Genomic DNA, 17,252 nt, shown 5'->3' with positions numbered 1-17,252 from the left:
AGTTCCTGGCTTGATATCATGTTCCACACACCATTGATGATCTGTCAATCCACTTTGACGGCATTCCATGATGAGACGGTATTGTTCTTCGACAGGTATTCTTTTGCTTTTCATGAGCACACCTCCATAACTTGAATAGAGTAAAATGCTCGCACCTATCATTTCTAGCAAGAAAAGATGAAGTAAAATGCTTGCATTCTCTATTGATTATTATGGGATATTTTTTAGGGCAACACAATCCGTCGAATTATTTTGCACTTACAAATGAAAATAAAAAAACCATCTAACATCATAAACTTTTTATTTTTTTTCATATATTTTATAGATATATTATTTTACTTAACGAAAGCGAGATCTTCTATGAAAAAAAACATTCAAAAAATTATTACTTATCTTCCTAATATTTTCTCATATAACTATTACTATTCCTGCACCCAAATTTCCACCATTTTCAACAACTTCAGCTCCACTCCCTCCAAATGATAATGATCATTAATTTAACAAATTTCTTTCCTCTACATAATTTTTCATTACCTTGTAATCTGCATCCATTTTATACAGCTTGAGCAGATTCAAGTTTTGTTTAAAATATTTTTTACATACTTCTTTTCCTTCTTCTTCCATAATGCACGCCTGAATCATCAAGCAATATCCTAAAGATGCACCCTTGCCTGCATACAGCATCTGCTGAACAGCTTTTTGACATGTGCACATAGCCTCCTTAAAATATTTTAATTCATCCAGTGCTCTTGCATAATTCGCTATATTCATATTCCAATCTAACATATGAAATACTGGCTTTATACAGCTATCACTATATCTGTCGTCTATAAAGTGATAGATTTCCAACGCCATTTGATAATCTTTTTTCCCCCAATAAATAAGTGCTATTTCTGTCAAAACACTGATTTCCTGGCGATTCAATACATATTCTGTTCTATATACATCTTCAAATTTCAATGTTATCTCTAACAATGCTTTTAGTTGCTGTACAAGTTCTTCTGAATTGCCTAGATGTTTATGATATTTTAATTGTATTTTTCCAACTTCTACATACTGTTTGTTTTCTGGCTCACTACGATCTATCTTACTTTCAATCTCAAAAAGTATTTTTTCCGCTTTCTCATATTCTTTACGATGCATATATTTTGAAAATTCTATTTTTAATTCTAATATTTCATATTCTTCTACCTGAATTCCTGTCTCAATTCTTTTTCCATTTCTATCCATTTTTTCCATAATTTGCCAAAGCTTTTCACTTCGCGGCTGCTGATTTCCGTTTTCTATCCGCGCCAGTGTCTCCTGTGTGCAAATATCCTCACTTAACGATTCTTGTGTGAGTTTGGATGCTCTTCTCGTTCTTCGAATTAATTCGGCATCCACCTCAAAATTCCGAATTACATGTTCAAACAAACGATAATTCTCAAACGACACATTATAATCATGTTCTACCTCTAATATGCATTTTTGTTCCTGACGTAATATTTCAATAAAATCCGCATTTGACTGTTCTTTCTCTAAAATTCGTATATACTGACTTAAAATTTCCGGCATATAAAGTAGCTTTCCTTCGTCTCTTAACGCTTCCAGCGCTTCTTCTGTTCTCATTTTTATATATGTAGTATTTTCACCCTCTTCTATCACTTTACTTATTAAAAGTGCTGCGTACGGAATTATTTTTACTCGTTCTGTCTTTTCAAAATTTTTTCGGAAAATTTCTTCTACTAACGCTTTAATTTCATCTTTGGCTCGTTTTTGTTCTGTTTCTTGACAGACTTCCCACCTAAAAAGAAGTAATTTATATTCCTCAGCACTTAAAACTCCCGTCTTTCTTTGGTTTTCTGCCTCCGGCATTGTTTGTAGAATTGCCGTTTCCAGATGCTCACAAACCAGTTCTACCGATTCTCCGCGCAGCCACGCAATCTGCGCACGTTCCTGTTCTATGAATTGTCGATGCAATGGTTCTTTTGCCCGTTTGTTCTTTTCATATTCATCCAGATATTGTTCTGCTTCTTCCCATTTTCTTTGACATATTTTTTGTTGAACTTCCTGTCGTAATTCATAAATTTTATAAACATCCATCGGCAATATATAAGTAAGTCGCTCTACTGATTTTCCTAATCGCCCCATAATTCGATCAATCAGGAAAAAATCTATTTCCTGCTGATCCGCTTCAATTCTTGCATATTTCGACAAAGAAGAAATTCCCATGCATAATTGTTTTTGGCGTATTCCTTCTTTTTCTCGTAGTTTCCACAGTAGCTGTCCAATTCCTTGCATTTGTTTCATTTTTTCTCAATAAGTCCTCTTTTATATGTTATATTTTTTGACTTTTATTATATCTCGTTCTTCTACATATTTACTAATCAATTCTTTGCTAACTTGAACTAAATCTGGCGTACGTACTCCTTCTCTCTTAACGTCCACAACAACTGCCCGATTTTTTTGTCTATTTCATAATTTTCTCGTAATACTTTTGGTTACATTTTGATTTATTTTGACAAAACTACAAATATTATCATTCCTTCTATTATAAATTCTCATTTCTTGCAACAACAAGAGAAATTATATACATATTTGTGTGCTTTTCTTTGTACAAAACAACGTATTTCATTTTTTTTCAATAAAAGTGTAATTTTTCATTCTTTTAAACGTATAAGATTATCTTAGGCGTAAAAAAGGCCCCAGCGTAAACCGAAGCCTTCCTTTGCTCTGCAACTATGCCCTCTTTTTTTCCGAATCATCACACCAATTTCATAATTTCCCTTTTCCCATTTATTTTTTCATCTCTTCTATGTTTTTTTGTCCTCACTTTCACTGAGACTTTTCTATGTTCTAGCAAAACCTTTGCTTTTAATACCCTTCTCGGCTCTCAGATTCCTCATACACTTCCACCGTACCGGAATGATTTCCCATCATAGGACGGTAAATGTACTGCCGCACGTTGATGTCTACCTTCGCTGCCTTATCATCTGCGGAAATGTAAATTCCAGCCTCTGTGTTGTCATCGTCTACCGTGTAGGTATCTCCTGTTCCAAAATAGGAAAGATCGCCGTCCTCTTTCTGCTTCTGTGTTTCTTCTGGCAATTTATCTCTTGTTGTTGTGTTCACGTACCTTTTAGTAAGTTCATATTACGCCTAAATTATCTGAAAATCTATGATTTTATTTAAAATTCTTCTTACATTTTTCTTTATATAAAAGACTTCTTTCCATACGCCAAGCAGGTTGGATTTTCATGCATCTTCTCTCTTACTTTTTCTTCTAACTACCACTCCCAATACTATGATCGCTGCTAAAACTCCCCCCTCCGTCATCAACATACGATACATCATTTTATGCTGATATTTCCCCGGCTGTGCCGCTACATCAAGAACCGAGCTAGTTCCTCCGAGGGAATTTTCCAGCTCTATGTAAGTGGAATCTGCAACAGCGGCTACAACCGACGGATAGCTGTATGCCGGAAATGCCGTCTGCTTCACAAACATATCATTCGTATTATTTTCCGCCCGTGAACTGTCGGTAAGACAGCCTGCCGCATCTTCGCGTCCCGGGATCAGATATTCTACACTTTTTTCATTCATTGCAATCCAGATCGGAAAACGGATGGGATCTGCTCCACCGACCAGATGAAACTGATAATCTTCCCACGCAACGTCTGGATTTGCAGCAAGCGAAGTCTTTAACTGCTCGATATAGGTAGGTGTATTGTCATTTTCATACCCTCGAGTGCCGCTGATGTGCCACGCATCGCCCGGCTTTCCATCCTCTCCATCAGCTCTCACTGCGCACGCCTCATACAAATGACCATAAGCTTTGATCGGAACAATCCAGATATAATCACTCTCTTCCAGTGCCGTTTCGACTTCCGAAACAGAAAGCAGCTCGGAAGTAAAAAGCGGCGTGTCAATATACTCTTTCAGCGCATTGTCGAAATCAATATCATCGACCGTCACCCCTTCTGAAAACGGGTCGTAAACAGGCCCGCCATTCGTAGAAGACACAATTTCATCTGCAAGCGCCACAATTTTTTCATAGTCTCCGGAATCCGGCAATGTTTCGAATGTTGATGCAGAAACACTCATTGCTGATACTGCAACAGCACCAACCAGTCCCCAAAATATTCCCAATTTTCTTTTCATGCAACGCCCTCCTTTCCCTTTTCATCTCTTCCCTTTTTTCTTTATTATATCTGATCCCGCTTTTCCCAGACAATGCAGCACTTTTCCTATATTTTCCTTTTCTTTTTTGTTACTATTTTAATTGCAACTTGTTATCTTCTTCAAATGATTACCAGTTCCAACACGCAAAAACAGAGGCTCACCTCCTCATTGGAAATGGCCTCTGCTTTTTTTCATTTTTCTTCTTACATCGGAACTTTTTCCACCAGATCTTCTACCTTGCATACTAACACCCGTGCAATCTTCAACAACGTTTCTGTCTGCGCCTTGTTAATGTCTTTTCTTCGCTGTTCGTACTGCTGAATAGTACGAACTGAAACACCTGATTGCTGTGCCAGTTCACTCTGACTTAAATTTGCAAAGGTACGCAATTCTTTCAGGTTCGTCTCCGGTTTTGCTTCACGATATAATTCATTCATTTTGTCCACAAACTGGCGTATATCCATTTCATGGTATGGTGTGTAAAGCATTCGTACTTCAGTTACAGGGATGGCCTGATTTATTTCCGCAAAGGATAAACTAGTACTCCACTGATAATAGGCCAGTGCCCAGCCGATCCAGTATTCAGGGCTTCGATTGTAGGAATATGAAGGTGTTTGTTTCGGATGTGGTTTTCCAGTTTCCCTTAATACTTCATATGCAATCTCAACTCCCGATCTTCCAGCCACTATAGAGCAGTCACCTCTTTCAAACCGCGATGCTGTATTACTCATGCAAAACCACTGCCATGCCGTTTCCAATGGATATTTTAAATTATTCACCATATAATCCAGCATGCAGGCAAGATTTTTTTGAGCAACAGAAAGATATAATTTATCGTAAGCATAGATCATCTGGTTTCATCTCCTCATCCAAACTTTTTTCAAAACAAAGCAAAAAGAACTTTTGACATTTTCACAAAAGCGTGATACTATGATATTGAAAAAGAGTGCTACCGGTAGACGGTTAGTCCGATATAGTTTGCAAAAATAACCGCAACGTTTGTCAGACTGTATGGCGGTTATTTTTGTGTCTTATTGTTATCCTTGCCAAGCGTATATCCGATACTAAAGCAGGTTAAGCCGAAGCTCATTACTGCAAGAAAGTCCATAATACTCATTGGCTTAGCCCTCCTTTCAAAAGATTCTCTTTCGAGTTTCTATGTAATCAGAGGGTCACAGGTCTACACTTCGTTTCGGTCGTTGCTAAACGAGTGCCACCGGCACTCAGCAACCCTCTGTCGAAGGACTAACCGCCTACCGTTTTGATAGCACCCATATTTTTATTATATCCTCTTCACAATCAGCTTTCAACAACAAATTTACTCTCTTCGGTTATATTATAGTGTTTCTTTTTGGTTGTATTTTACGTTCGACACTTATTTTAAAACTTTCTCTTTCCACCACCATACGATCCCCACAACAATTCCTCCCGCCAGCACAAAAATCATCTGCCTTCCTGAAAGCTCCCATCCAAATAACTCAACCCTTGCTTTCTTCGGCTGATACGAATACCCCATCAAAATTCTGTTATCATCCCCCGTCCCCACTGTAGCATGGCAATATGTGGTTCCCATAAATTTCATTGCAGAATTTGATGTTCCCAACTGGCTTCCGGAATAGCTGGCGCCGTTTAGCTGTTGATTATTTGCGACAAGATTTCCACTGACTTCCCAGTCGTTCATTTTGCTGTTTTTGTACCATAAGGTTCCGCCAAATTTATACGGTCTTATCGCCTCTCCCAGCAAAAACGAAAAGCTGTCGTTTCCACATGGCTTTTTATCCTCTGTGAATTCATACGTTGGATAAACATAAATCGTCGAACCATTTTTGAAGGCTGATGCAGAAAATTCAATCCCTTCGAAATCTTCCTCTCTTCCATTCATCGCCTGTTTTCCTACATCGATTTTCATATACTCAAATTTTCCATCCCCATTTTTTAAATCATCGACGATAAACTGCTTCACATGCTCATCCAGCTTTTGTATCTCATTCTCTGGCATCCCTGTTTCCTGCAAATAAGCATCGTAATCAGAAGGAACCTTTTCCTCTGCCTTCACATAAGATACCCCCGCATACAATGACAGTCCGCAGCAAAGTAAAACCAGAAATAACGTCCGCATTTTTCTCATACAACGCTCCTCCTTCCTGTTGTCATATTCGATAAACCCGTTCAAATATTCTCTCTTTATCATTATATTATCATAAGATTCAGAATCTTTATATGACGTTTTCCTTAACTTTTTAAAACGCAAAAAATCCCTCCCCACACATCACGCATGGAAAGGGATTTCTCTATTTACTCTATTTTTCTTTTAATCCATCAGCAGATCTCCGCACCCGCCGGCATTGCTTTTTCCGGGGTCATGAGGCATACGTTGCCTTCGGCGTCCTCGGCGCAGAGCAGCATTCCTTCGGACATCATTCCTGCCAGTTTGGCCGGTTTCAGGTTGGTGAGAACCATAACCTTCATTCCGATGGTGTCTTCCGGTTTGTAATATGCTTTGATTCCGGAGACGATCTGTCTTACCTGGCTTCCTACTTTGACCTGGAAGCAGAGGAGTTTTTTGGATTTCTTGACTGGCTCGCAGGAGATGATTTCACCTACCTGGAACTGCATTTTTCCGAAGTCTTCGAAAGTAATTTCTTCCTTCGGCTCAAGGTCAATCACTGCTTCCTCTTCTTTTTCCTCTTCCTGGGATGCAGCAGCCATAGCAGCTTTCTGTTTTGCCTGGATCACTTCTACTTTTTCCATAACCTCTTTGACGTCGAGTCTCTGGAACAGGATCTGCGGCTGATCGGTTACCTGATTGCCCGATGTATACAGTCCGAACTGATCCAGCTCTTCGTAGCTGCGTTTCTCTGCATTCAACTGAGCCAGGATCTTCTCGGTGGTCTCCGGCATGAAAGACTCGAGCAGGCATGCGCCGATGGTGATGCTCTCTACCAGGTTGTACAGAACCTCTTCCAGACGATCTTTCTTTGCCTCGTCTTTTGCCAGTGCCCACGGCATCGTCTCGTCGATGTATTTGTTGCAGCGTTTGAACAGACCAAAGATTTCAGTCATCGCATCTGCCACACGCAGCTCTTCCATCTTGGCAGCAACTTTTGCTTTTGTTGCGGTAACGACTGCTTTCAGATCATCGTCCACTTCTTCTGCTGCGCCGGTCTTTGTCACAACGCCGCCGAAGTATTTGTTGCTCATGGAAATGGTGCGGTTTACCAGGTTTCCAAGAGTGTTGGCCAGGTCGGAATTCATACGCTCAACCAGCAGCTCCCAGGTGATCACACCGTCGTTCTCAAACGGCATCTCGTGCAGAACGAAGTAGCGGACGGCGTCTACGCCGAACAGGTCTACCAGATCATCTGCGTAAATCACGTTTCCTTTGGATTTACTCATCTTGCCGTCGCCCTGCAGCAGCCACGGATGACCAAATACCTGTTTCGGAAGCGGCAGATCGAGTGCCATCAGGAAAATCGGCCAGTAAATGGTATGGAAACGGATGATGTCTTTTCCGATCAGATGCAGGTCTGCCGGCCACAGCTTGTTGAACTGCTCGGAGCTGTTTCCGTCACAGTCATAACCGATTCCGGTGATGTAGTTGGTCAGTGCGTCCAGCCATACGTAGGTAACGTGCTTCGGATCGAAGGATACCGGGATTCCCCAGGTGAAGGAGGTTCTGGATACACAGAGATCCTGCAGTCCCGGAAGAAGGAAGTTGTTCATCATCTCGTTCTTTCTGGAAACCGGCTGGATGAACTCCGGATGGGTGTTGATATAATCGATCAGTCTCGGTGCATATTTGCTCATTTTGAAAAATATGCCTCTTCTTTTGCCGGGGTAACCGGGCGTCCGCAGTCCGGGCATTTTCCGTCTACAAGCTGGGACTCGGTGAAGAAGGATTCACACGGTGTACAGTAAAGACCTTCGTAATATCCTTTGTAGATATCTCCCTGATCGTACAGTTTTTTGAAGATTTTCTGTACCTGTGCCTCGTGATCGGCGTCGGTGGTACGGATGAATTTGTCGTAGGACGTATTCATCAGATCCCAGATTCTCTTGATCTCGGTGGATACGTTGTCTACGAATTCTTTTGGCGTGATACCTGCCTCTTCTGCTTTCAGCTCGATCTTCTGGCCATGCTCATCGGTTCCGGTCTGGAAGAATACATCGTAGCCCTGCTGACGTTTGAAGCGGGCGATGCTGTCCGCGAGTACGATCTCGTAGGTGTTTCCAATGTGCGGCTTGCCGGATGTGTAGGCAATCGCCGTGGTGATATAATATTTCGGTCTGATTTTTTCCATTGCTTTCATTTCTCCTTTCAAATAAAAAAACTGCCTTATTCCGCTCTCTTGTAGTCGGAAGAAGACAGGTTTGTTTACCCGTGATACCACTTCTTTTCGTCCCTGCCTCACAGCAGAAACCTCTGCAGGTACATGTGCTATACCTCTCCGCTGTAACAGGCGGAACCTGTCGCAGCCTTACCGTTTCAGATTGTTGTTTTCACGGTTCGGTGCGCCTCTCGGAAGCCATGTTCGATCTGCCGCTCCTCCTCCCCTCTCAGCCTGCAAAACCGGAATGGTTTTCGGGGGTGTTCTCTGTAAATTTGCGAATGCAGATGTACTCTCTTCGTCACTGTGTTTTCATTTTATGCACTGCTTTTGTGCGCTAGTTTTATGCTAACACATTTACATGGATTTGTAAACCGCAAAAAAGCCCGCCGTACGGGGATTTTTCATATTCTCCCCATTCGGCGGACTTTTCATTCATCGTAACAATTATCTGTGGTTTGCTTTGATCACAGACATTGCTGCTTCATCCGCTACAACTGTCAGATCGTTGTGAAGCTGCAGGATGGAAGCCGGAACCTGCGGAGTAACCGGTCCGTACAGAACTTTGTCGAGGATCTCTGCTTTTCCTTCGCCGCTGACGATCAGCAGAACTTTTCTTGCCTGCATGATGTTCTTGATTCCCATGGTGTATGCCTGGGTCGGAACATCCTCTACTTTTTCAAAGAAACGTTTATTTGCCTGAATGGTGCTCTCGGTCAGATCAACGCAGTGTGTCTCTTTCTCGAATGCTGCGCCCGGCTCGTTGAATCCGATGTGGCCGTTGTTTCCAAGTCCAAGAAGCTGCAGGTCAATGCCGCCGACGCTGCGGATGATTTCGTTGTAAGCTGCGCATGCTTTTTCGCTGTCCGGCTCCAGTCCGTTCGGAACGAAGGTGCGCTCTTTGTTGATGTTGACATGATTGAACAGGTTGGTGTTCATGAAGTAACGATAGCTCTGATCATTCTCCGGAGAGAGTCCTTTGTACTCGTCCAGGTTTACGCTGGTGACATTTGCGAAATCAAGGTCACCTTTGTTGTACCACTCAACGAGCTGTTTGTAAGCGCCGACCGGGGTAGATCCGGTTGCAAGGCCGAGCACTGCATGCGGTTTCATGATCACCTGCGCGGAAATGATGTTTGCTGCTTTTCTGCTCATATCATTGTAATCTTTTGCTTCAATTAATAACATTTGTTTTTCCTCCAAATTTCTTCTATATAATAAATTACATAATAACCTGTTTCAGGTTCAGTTCGTCGTCCACCAGAAGTACATGCGCTTTTTTGCCCGGTGCAATGGATCCTACTTCATCGTAGATACCGATGCTCTGTGCCGGATTTCTTGTTGCCGCAAAAATGGCATCTGCCAGCGGAATATCAAACGAAACTGCTTTTCTCATGCAGTCGTACAGGTTCGTAGCGGAACCCGCGATGGTCTCACCGTCGGTCAGGGTTGCTTTTCCGTCTTTCATCCAGACAGCCTGTCCCCCGAGGGAATACGTTCCGTTCGGCATTCCCGTTGCCATCATGGAATCGCTGATGAGAACCATGCGCTCACTTCCCATCATGGAGAAGGTCGCGCGGACAACCGCACCGTGAATGTGATAGCCGTCACAGATCAGCTCCATGCGGCACTCCGGATCGTCGAATGCGGCGCCGATGACACCAGGGTTACGGTGTGCGAACGGCGGCATGGCGTTGTACAGATGGGTGACATGGTGTGCTCCTGCTTTCATGGCAGCCAGCGCGGTGTCATAATCTGCTGTTGTATGGCCGATGGAAACCATGACTTCATCGGAAACTTCTTTGATAAATTCCAGAGAACCTGACATGTTCGGGGCCAGTGTCACGAGACGGATTTTTCCGCCGCTCGCCGCATTGCATGCGCGGAAGAACTCAGCGTTCGGAGCCACGATGTTCTCCTCTGCCTGTGCGCCTTTTTTGATCGGATCGATGAACGGTCCTTCCATGTTGACGCCGGCGATCACTTCTGCTTCCGGCTCATCTTTGATTGCTTCGATGATTCCGAAGATTTTCAGCAGATCGTCTTTTGGCAGTGTCATGGATGTCGGGCAGTAAGAGGTGATGCCGTGCGCTTTCTCGTAGCGCAGGATCTCTTTTAAACCTTCCACGTCTCCGTCTGAAAAATCATGTCCGGCAGCGCCGTGGCTGTGTACGTCAACCAGTCCCGGCAGAACCATCATGCCTTTCGCATCGATCACTTCCTGATCGATCACTTCTTCTTTTGTGGAAACGAAACGTTTTCCTTCTATATAAAGATCTTTTTCCGCAAACGTTCCGTCTTCCTGAAATACACGTCCGTTTTTGATAATCATTGTCTTGCCTTCTTTCTTTGATCTGTTCTGATTATAATTTATGTTGATTTTATTTTCAACTATTTTTATATTTTAGAAATTACTTTCACGTCATTAAAGTTCTTTCCATTTTTCCGCCCGCTTTCCCGTGCAATTCACACACAATTGAAAGTTGATTCACCACTCTGCCTGTGATACAATAAAGCAAGAACTGATCTGAATTTTTTTCAGATATTTACAGATACCAGGAGGACTTACGTTCCATGGAACACTTTGAAAAATCGATTATTCCTGTCATTGAGTCTGTCTATCCCTCGTTCACTCCCCTGGAACGGACGGTAGCAGATTTTTTTATTCATAATACCGACGAGTCGGATCTGTCCGCGCGCCACGTTTCGGAACTGCTCTATGTTTCGGAGGCTTCGCTCTCCCGCTTTGCGAAAAAATGCGGCTACACGGGCTACCGCGAATTTGTCTACCGTTACCAGGAAGGCCTGAACGCCGCACTGCCTGGCACGGACGATCACATCAAACAGGTGCTGAATACGTATCAGGAGCTGCTGAATAAAAGCTACTCGCTCGCCGACCGCGCGCAGATTGACCGCATCTGCCATATTCTCACTTCGAAGCGTCGGGTGTATGTCTACGGTCTTGGAAGCTCCGGACTTTCCGCCCAGGAAATGAAGCTGCGTTTTATGCTTGCAGGCGTGGATATTGAAGCAATTACCGACATTCACATCATGAAAATGAATGCCGTTCTGCTCAATGAGAGCTGCGCTGCAATCGGCATTACCGTCAGCGGACAGACACCGGAGGTGCTGCGTGCGCTCGGAGCCGCAAAGGAAAAGGGAGCCTCTACCATTCTCTTTACTTCCCGCAGCTCCAGCGATTACGATGCCTTCTGCGATGAAGTCCTGCTGCTTGCGGTCAAAGAGCATCTGAAAAACGGCGGCGCAATCTCTCCGCAGTTCCCGATTCTCGTTATGATCGACGTTCTGTACTCGCATTTTCTCACGACCGACAGCGAGCGCAAGGAGGCTTTATATGAATACGCCGTCACCAAACTCCATGAAACGTGATCCCGGCCGCGGCAGCGCGTATCTTTCTTTTCTGAAGAAACGCTGCCGCGATTTCTTTTTCTTCTGCCTGCTCCTCGGCGTTTACGTCGCCTTCATCACCCTCACAGGCATCGGCTGTCCGATCCGGTTTTCCACCGGCATTTCCTGCCCGGGCTGCGGAATGAGCCGCGCGGTACTGTTAATGCTCTCCGGTCATTTTCGGGCGGCATTTCGGATGCATCCGCTCGTCTATGCCGTACTGCCCGCAGGGATATGGCTCTTCTTCGGGCCGGAACAGACGGCGGGACTTCGGCGTTTTAAAAAGGGGATCATTACGGTGCTTGTCGTGCTGCTTCTCGCCGTTTATGCCTGGCGCATTTATTACCACGACCCGCTCCTTTCTATTGACCCTTCTCTCGGGCGCGTGCTACAATGGTTCTATCTTAATTAAAGGGGGTATTTACAAATGAATGTAAAAGACAACCGCAGTTTCTGGTTCTATCTTCTGCTCACATTTCTGACGTGCGGACTCTACTCGATCTACTTCTGGTATGTTTATGTGGAAGACCTGAACACCATCTTTTACGGTGACGGCGAAGACAGCCCAAACTACATTATCGTGCTGCTTCTGTCCTGGGTTACCTGTGGAATTTACGGCGTTTACTGGCGTTACAAACAGGCAAACCGCATGTACCGCGAATCCTACGACCGCTACGGTGTGATGATTGAGGAAAACGGTTCCGCCATTCTTCTGTGGACGCTGCTCGGCTACCTGACCGGCGGAATTGGCCAGCTCGTTGCCGACTATTTCATGATCCAGAACCTGAATAAGACGGCGCTCGTTTATAATTCACGTGCATATTAAGCAGGGGAGGCGTTTTTTATGGCAACATCTATGGTAAAGGGAAATCCGGTAAAGCTGATGCTCTCGTTTGCCTTTCCGCTTCTCATCGGAAATCTGCTGCAGCAGACGTATAACATCATTGATGCGGCGATTGTCGGCCAGGCACTTGGCCCGGAGGCACTCGCCAGCGTCGGTGCAAGCAGCAGTGTACAGTTTCTGGTGCTCGGCTTCTGTATGGGAAGCTGCACGGGATTCAGTGTCCCGGTTGCCAAGTATTTCGGCGCCGGAAAGCTTGATAAAATGCGCGATTATATTTTTAATGGTGCTGCACTTGCTGTCCTGATTGCGGCCATTCTGACCACACTCTGCAGTTTACTCTGTGCACCGATTCTGCACCTGCTGTCGGTTCCGTCCGATATTTTCGCGGATGCTTACGCATATCAGCTTGTGATTTTCCTCGGAATTCCGTTTTCGATTCTGTACAATTATCTTTCCAGCATCCTGCGCGCCGTCGGGGACAGCCGCACACCGTTTCTGTTTCTGGCATTTTCGGCAATTCTGAATATTTTCCTCGACCTGTTCTGTATTATCATTCTGCATCTGGGGTGCGCAGGCGCGGCGATTGCGACGATTTCCGCCCAGGCGATCAGCGGACTTTTATGTCTGTTTTTTATTTCCCGTAAGGTAAAGCTCCTGCTTCCGACAAAGGAAAACCGCACTCTGCGAAAGGATGCCGCGCAGGAACTCCTCGCAATGGGCATTCCGACGGGACTGCAGTTTTCGATCACGGCGATCGGCAGTATGGTAATGCAGTCAGCGAATAATGGACTTGGCAGTGTTTATGTTTCGGCGTTCACAGCTGCTATGAAAATCAAACAGTTTATGATGTGCCCGTTTGATGCGATCAGTACCGCGGCTTCCGTCTTCTGCAGTCAGAATCTCGGAGCCGGCCAGTCAAAGCGAATCCATCAGGGACTCCGCCAGGGTGTGCTTGTCGGTGTCGGCTATGGTGCGTTTGCGGGTGTCATCATGATTCTGTTCGGACGGCCGCTGACAAAGCTCTTTATTGTCAGCTCTGCTTTTGAAGCAATCAACGCTTCGGCAAAATATCTGCGCTGCCTCGGATTTTTCTACTGGATGCTTGGTATTTTGAATGTCTGCCGTATGGTAACGCAGGGACTTGGCTACTCGGGAAGAGCCGTTTTCTCCGGCGTAATGGAGATGCTGGCACGAACGATTGTCTGCCTGGGATTTGTCGGTGCGTTTGGCTTCACCGCAATCTGCTTTGCGGATCAGGCTGCGTGGCTCGCCGCCTGCTGCTATATCGCACCGACATGTCTGTACTGCGTGAAGAAATCCACGAAAATGATTGCGGATCGCGGTGCGAAATAATAACGTTATTTTCTGTCTTACAGCGGCTTCCAGATACTTCTCAGGTTATCGCGGCAATCACCAGAAACTTGTTCCATCACAGATTTTGGTTCATTGCCCGCAAAATCAAGAAAAAGATACTGTTCTGCATGGAATCATCTTCCCCGCAAAACAGTATCTTTTTTCTTGTTTTTTCAGCGTTACCGCTCGATTCCATCTCTTGCCGCAAGACCCTTGTCAAACGGATGCTTGATTTTTTTCAGCTCCGAAACATAGTCCGCCCGCTCAATCAGCGCCTCCGATGGTCCCTGCCCTGTCAGAATCACTTCCAGCTTCTCCGGCTTGTGATCCAGAAAATCCAGAAGGAGCTGCTCATCAAACAGTTTGCTTCCAATCGTATAAACCAGCTCGTCCAGAAACAGTACATCGTATTCTTCCCGAACTGCTTTTTCTGTCACTTTCTGAAACTGCTCTTCATAATACCGTTTCTGCTCTGCCTTCTCCTCCGGTGTCATCAGAAACGAAAACTTTATCTTGTCCTGCCCCGGCACAAACGTCACATTCGGCGACAGTAAGAGCACCTTCCGCTCGCTCGTGCTGTTATCTTTCATAAACTGATAAATCAAAACACGGTATCCATACCCTGCCGCACGCGTGCAGAGTCCCATACCACAAGTCGTCTTTCCTTTTCCATCCCCACAGTAGATGTGGACACAGCCTGTCTGTTTTTCCATATTGAAATCCCTTTCTTTTTTACTATCCATATCTCATATGTAACGAGGAGTGTGATACTTAACCACACTCCTCTAAGAACATCTTTTGTAAAGAGTTTTCTGCTGGTTGTCAGCCTCGGTATCCAGTTAAGATACCTTTAACGGCATGGAAATCATTAAGTCCCCCACGTGGACTATAACTTACTCCAAGCTGTCAGACTCAATGTCTTATTAAAGGACCTAAATAGATGGAAATTTATCCTGCTCCATCTGCAGTCCAACTTTTAACGATGCTCTTACATCGAGAACATTTCTGTTCTTACCTAATTATACTCACTTCAAGTAAAAAATCAACCAGGCTATCATAATCGCGGACTAAAGCTGATTACAGTTCACTGGTATACAGCGACTTGTATGTAAAATTCGTACCTGTTCTATACGTAAATTTAGCTTGCAGTGTCAACTTCATTGCTGCATAGAAGTTTGGCGTTTTTATTGCAATCATTAACGTTTTCAACTACTCTATTCTTCCCAGTATAGCCGGGAAATTTAGATTTTTCATTTATCAGTATTCACAAGTTTCGTAGCAAGAAATTCAGTAACAGCCTTCTCTGTATCCGCCAGACCATTTTCTTCCAGTTCGTTTACCAGGTTGTCCCAATTTGCGTCAAATTCCTCTTCCGTACCCGAAACACATTTTACCAGCCCTGGCCAACTAATATCCGAAATTGTATTCTGCTGCTCGGTCAGTTCCTGTGGCTGCTGATATGCCCAGAGTGCAGAATATGGAAGAAGCTCAAATTCTTCTGGCTGCGGAAACATATCTGTCAGCATTTCGATTCCCATTGCCTCGCATCCGGCTTTTTCCGCTTCGTTATAATTTGCAATCACAGATTCTTTCGTCGTTGGAGTATACGGGAATCCGTCCTCAGTATAAGAACCTGCTCCATAGATTGGAAATCCAGTATAGTTATCAATACCTGTGTTCTTATGATAGTCTGGATCTGACTGTGCTTTGGCAACTTCTTCATCGGTACGATACGGCTTTCCATTTTCGTCCAGGAAATAATTTTCTCCTTCAATTCCCCAATGATATAAAATCTGTCCTTCATCTGAGCACAGATAATCCATGAATTTGATTGCACGAACTGGGTCCTCACAGCTTTTTGTAATTGCCATTCCATATCCGACCGTTGTTCCCTGATACAAAAGAGATTTGCAGACCTGATCCTCTCTTAAGGTTACCGGCAGTCCAACATATGTCTGATCTACTTTTCCATCAGCCATCAATGCTGTTTCACACTGACTATAGTGCCATTCTGAATCTGTCAAGGCAACAACACGGCCGCTGGCAACCTTTGCAATATAGTCATCATCCGTCTGTGTTGCAAAATTCGGATCCAGAATTCCTTCATTGTACATACGGCATAACCATCTAAAATACTCTTTTTCTTCCGGCGTAACCGTTTTTAAATGTACTGTATAGTCATCATCAATCAGCCACTGTCCATTATCCGGCGCTGCATCTGCGATAAAGCCTGCCGGGTTACTCAGTGTAATCAGCCAATGCCAGTCTGCTGCACTCATAGTAATTCCAATCATATCCAAACCATCTTCTGTCTTTGGATGAGCTGCCAAATAGCTCTTGATCATTTTTTCATATTCATCTATTGTTTTTGGATATTTGTAATCATTCTCTTTCAGTGCAGCCCACTGGATCTGGCAGGTTCCTCCTGTTGTCAGTGTTTTCTGATTTACACCCGCATAAGACAGCTGATATATTCCCGGATCATCTTTACTCCACTGTAATTTTTCCAGCTCATCTCCGTACATTTTTTTTATATTGGGTCCATATTTTTCAATCAGATCTGTCATATCAATTAAGGCACCGGCTGCATACAGATCCGTTGCATTTGATTTTGCATAAATCAGATCCGGATATTCATCATTTGCAATCATCAACGCAACATCCTCTTTTGCATCTCCTTGCGATGCAACCGGATAGCTGACATCCAACGTAACACCAGTCGCCTCTGTGATCGCTTTTGCTACCGGATTATCCCAATTTCCATTTTTGCCGTCTGCATTGAAATATTCAAATGTGACTGGTGTCTTATCATCACTTTCGTCTGCTTCTGTAGTCTCCGTTTCAGTTTCTGACGACCCGGAAATTACACTTGAACTGCTTTTACTGCTACTGTCTGAACCGCAGCCTGTAAGCATTCCTGCGATCATAGTGCCCGTTAGCATCACTGATATTATTTTTCGTTTCATAAAAACCTCCTTTAAAACCCTGTCTGATATTAGACAATAAGAATTCTCCCTTTTAAATTTGCAAATTTCAGTTTCTACAAACTCATATGATTTTGAATAATCTCAGTATATCAAATATGCTTTTTGTTTTCTCAGTATATCAAATATGCTTTTTGTTTTATATGATATTTTTTGATCTTGTTTTTTATATTT

General features: G+C 43.9%; 13 protein-coding genes and 2 pseudogenes. 4 read left to right on the top strand and 11 right to left on the bottom strand.

The genetic code is table 11. From position 1 onward, the window contains the following. The 9 genes and pseudogenes from DXA55_RS19415 to nagA form a co-directional block, all read right to left on the bottom strand. Positions 1–114 (bottom strand): annotated as a pseudogene (locus tag DXA55_RS19415) (IS66 family insertion sequence element accessory protein TnpA); the annotation flags it as partial. A 378-nt stretch (positions 115–492) separates the two neighbouring features. Then, positions 493–2,289, bottom strand: a complete 1,797-nt coding sequence (locus DXA55_RS15870; RefSeq protein WP_022461190.1) for a helix-turn-helix domain-containing protein — start codon at positions 2,287–2,289, stop codon at positions 493–495. A 564-nt stretch (positions 2,290–2,853) separates the two neighbouring features. Then, on the bottom strand, positions 2,854–3,087 hold the full coding sequence (locus DXA55_RS15865; RefSeq protein WP_022461189.1) for a hypothetical protein: 234 nt from the start codon (positions 3,085–3,087) through the stop codon (positions 2,854–2,856). 147 nt (positions 3,088–3,234) lie between these two features. Beyond that, positions 3,235–4,140: a hypothetical protein gene (locus DXA55_RS15860; protein WP_022461188.1), complete on the bottom strand. Its 906-nt coding sequence runs from the start codon at positions 4,138–4,140 to the stop codon at positions 3,235–3,237. A gap of 224 nt (positions 4,141–4,364) precedes the next feature. Further along, positions 4,365–5,012: a helix-turn-helix domain-containing protein gene (locus DXA55_RS15855; protein WP_022461187.1), complete on the bottom strand. Its 648-nt coding sequence runs from the start codon at positions 5,010–5,012 to the stop codon at positions 4,365–4,367. A gap of 524 nt (positions 5,013–5,536) precedes the next feature. Next, a complete protein-coding gene (locus tag DXA55_RS15850; RefSeq protein ID WP_147342035.1) occupies positions 5,537–6,412 on the bottom strand; it encodes a hypothetical protein in 876 nt (291 codons plus the stop codon). 68 nt (positions 6,413–6,480) lie between these two features. After that, positions 6,481–8,462: pseudogene (gene metG, locus DXA55_RS15845) on the bottom strand (methionine--tRNA ligase). A gap of 474 nt (positions 8,463–8,936) precedes the next feature. Next, positions 8,937–9,677, bottom strand: coding sequence for a glucosamine-6-phosphate deaminase (nagB, locus tag DXA55_RS15840; protein WP_117761352.1), 741 nt, complete (start codon positions 9,675–9,677; stop codon positions 8,937–8,939). A 34-nt stretch (positions 9,678–9,711) separates the two neighbouring features. Further along, positions 9,712–10,821, bottom strand: a complete 1,110-nt coding sequence (nagA, locus tag DXA55_RS15835; protein WP_117814614.1) for an N-acetylglucosamine-6-phosphate deacetylase — start codon at positions 10,819–10,821, stop codon at positions 9,712–9,714. Between the two features lie 242 nt (positions 10,822–11,063). On the opposite strand from nagA, the gene DXA55_RS15830 reads away from it, so the two are divergent. The 4 genes from DXA55_RS15830 to DXA55_RS15815 are packed head-to-tail and all read left to right on the top strand — an operon-like array spanning position 11,064 to position 14,094. Then, entirely contained in the window at positions 11,064–11,879 is an 816-nt protein-coding gene (locus tag DXA55_RS15830; protein WP_022462919.1) for a MurR/RpiR family transcriptional regulator, read from the top strand. After that, positions 11,845–12,309: a DUF2752 domain-containing protein gene (locus DXA55_RS15825; RefSeq protein WP_117761353.1), complete on the top strand. Its 465-nt coding sequence runs from the start codon at positions 11,845–11,847 to the stop codon at positions 12,307–12,309. The genes DXA55_RS15830 and DXA55_RS15825 overlap by 35 nt, the downstream gene beginning before the upstream one ends. A 15-nt stretch (positions 12,310–12,324) precedes the next feature. Beyond that, on the top strand, positions 12,325–12,723 hold the full coding sequence (locus tag DXA55_RS15820; RefSeq protein ID WP_022462917.1) for a DUF4234 domain-containing protein: 399 nt from the start codon (positions 12,325–12,327) through the stop codon (positions 12,721–12,723). An 18-nt stretch (positions 12,724–12,741) separates the two neighbouring features. Further along, positions 12,742–14,094 carry an MATE family efflux transporter gene (locus DXA55_RS15815; protein WP_117761354.1) on the top strand — a complete coding sequence of 451 codons (1,353 nt, stop codon included), beginning with the start codon at positions 12,742–12,744 and terminating at the stop codon, positions 14,092–14,094. Between the two features lie 179 nt (positions 14,095–14,273). Here the strand turns inward: DXA55_RS15815 and DXA55_RS15810 are convergent, their stop codons facing one another. Beyond that, positions 14,274–14,807, bottom strand: a complete 534-nt coding sequence (locus tag DXA55_RS15810) for a cob(I)yrinic acid a,c-diamide adenosyltransferase (RefSeq protein ID WP_117510571.1) — start codon at positions 14,805–14,807, stop codon at positions 14,274–14,276. A gap of 537 nt (positions 14,808–15,344) precedes the next feature. Beyond that, positions 15,345–17,060, bottom strand: coding sequence for an extracellular solute-binding protein (locus tag DXA55_RS15805; RefSeq protein ID WP_117814613.1), 1,716 nt, complete (start codon positions 17,058–17,060; stop codon positions 15,345–15,347). Positions 17,061–17,252: the final 192 nt, after the last annotated feature.

The organism is Blautia sp. OF03-13 (assembly GCF_003460685.1).
Classification (GTDB): Bacteria; Bacillota; Clostridia; order Lachnospirales; family Lachnospiraceae; genus Fusicatenibacter; species Fusicatenibacter saccharivorans.
Note: the sequence above shows the minus strand (reverse complement) of the source record. Positions and strands in the feature narration are given on the sequence as shown.

Bases quoted from the DNA above. Each gene is read 5' to 3' on its own strand.
- DXA55_RS15820 (WP_022462917.1), top strand. From the start codon at position 12,325: ATGAATGTAAAAGACAACCGCAGTTTCTGGTTCTATCTTCTGCTCACA.
- nagB (WP_117761352.1), bottom strand. From the start codon at position 9,677: ATGTTATTAATTGAAGCAAAAGATTACAATGATATGAGCAGAAAAGCA.
- DXA55_RS15810 (WP_117510571.1), bottom strand. From the start codon at position 14,807: ATGGAAAAACAGACAGGCTGTGTCCACATCTACTGTGGGGATGGAAAA.
- DXA55_RS15805 (WP_117814613.1), bottom strand. From the start codon at position 17,060: ATGAAACGAAAAATAATATCAGTGATGCTAACGGGCACTATGATCGCA.
- DXA55_RS15825 (WP_117761353.1), top strand. From the start codon at position 11,845: ATGAATACGCCGTCACCAAACTCCATGAAACGTGATCCCGGCCGCGGC.
- DXA55_RS15870 (WP_022461190.1), bottom strand. From the start codon at position 2,289: ATGAAACAAATGCAAGGAATTGGACAGCTACTGTGGAAACTACGAGAA.
- DXA55_RS15860 (WP_022461188.1), bottom strand. From the start codon at position 4,140: ATGAAAAGAAAATTGGGAATATTTTGGGGACTGGTTGGTGCTGTTGCA.
- DXA55_RS15815 (WP_117761354.1), top strand. From the start codon at position 12,742: ATGGCAACATCTATGGTAAAGGGAAATCCGGTAAAGCTGATGCTCTCG.
- DXA55_RS15830 (WP_022462919.1), top strand. From the start codon at position 11,064: ATGGAACACTTTGAAAAATCGATTATTCCTGTCATTGAGTCTGTCTAT.
- DXA55_RS15855 (WP_022461187.1), bottom strand. From the start codon at position 5,012: ATGATCTATGCTTACGATAAATTATATCTTTCTGTTGCTCAAAAAAAT.
- nagA (WP_117814614.1), bottom strand. From the start codon at position 10,821: ATGATTATCAAAAACGGACGTGTATTTCAGGAAGACGGAACGTTTGCG.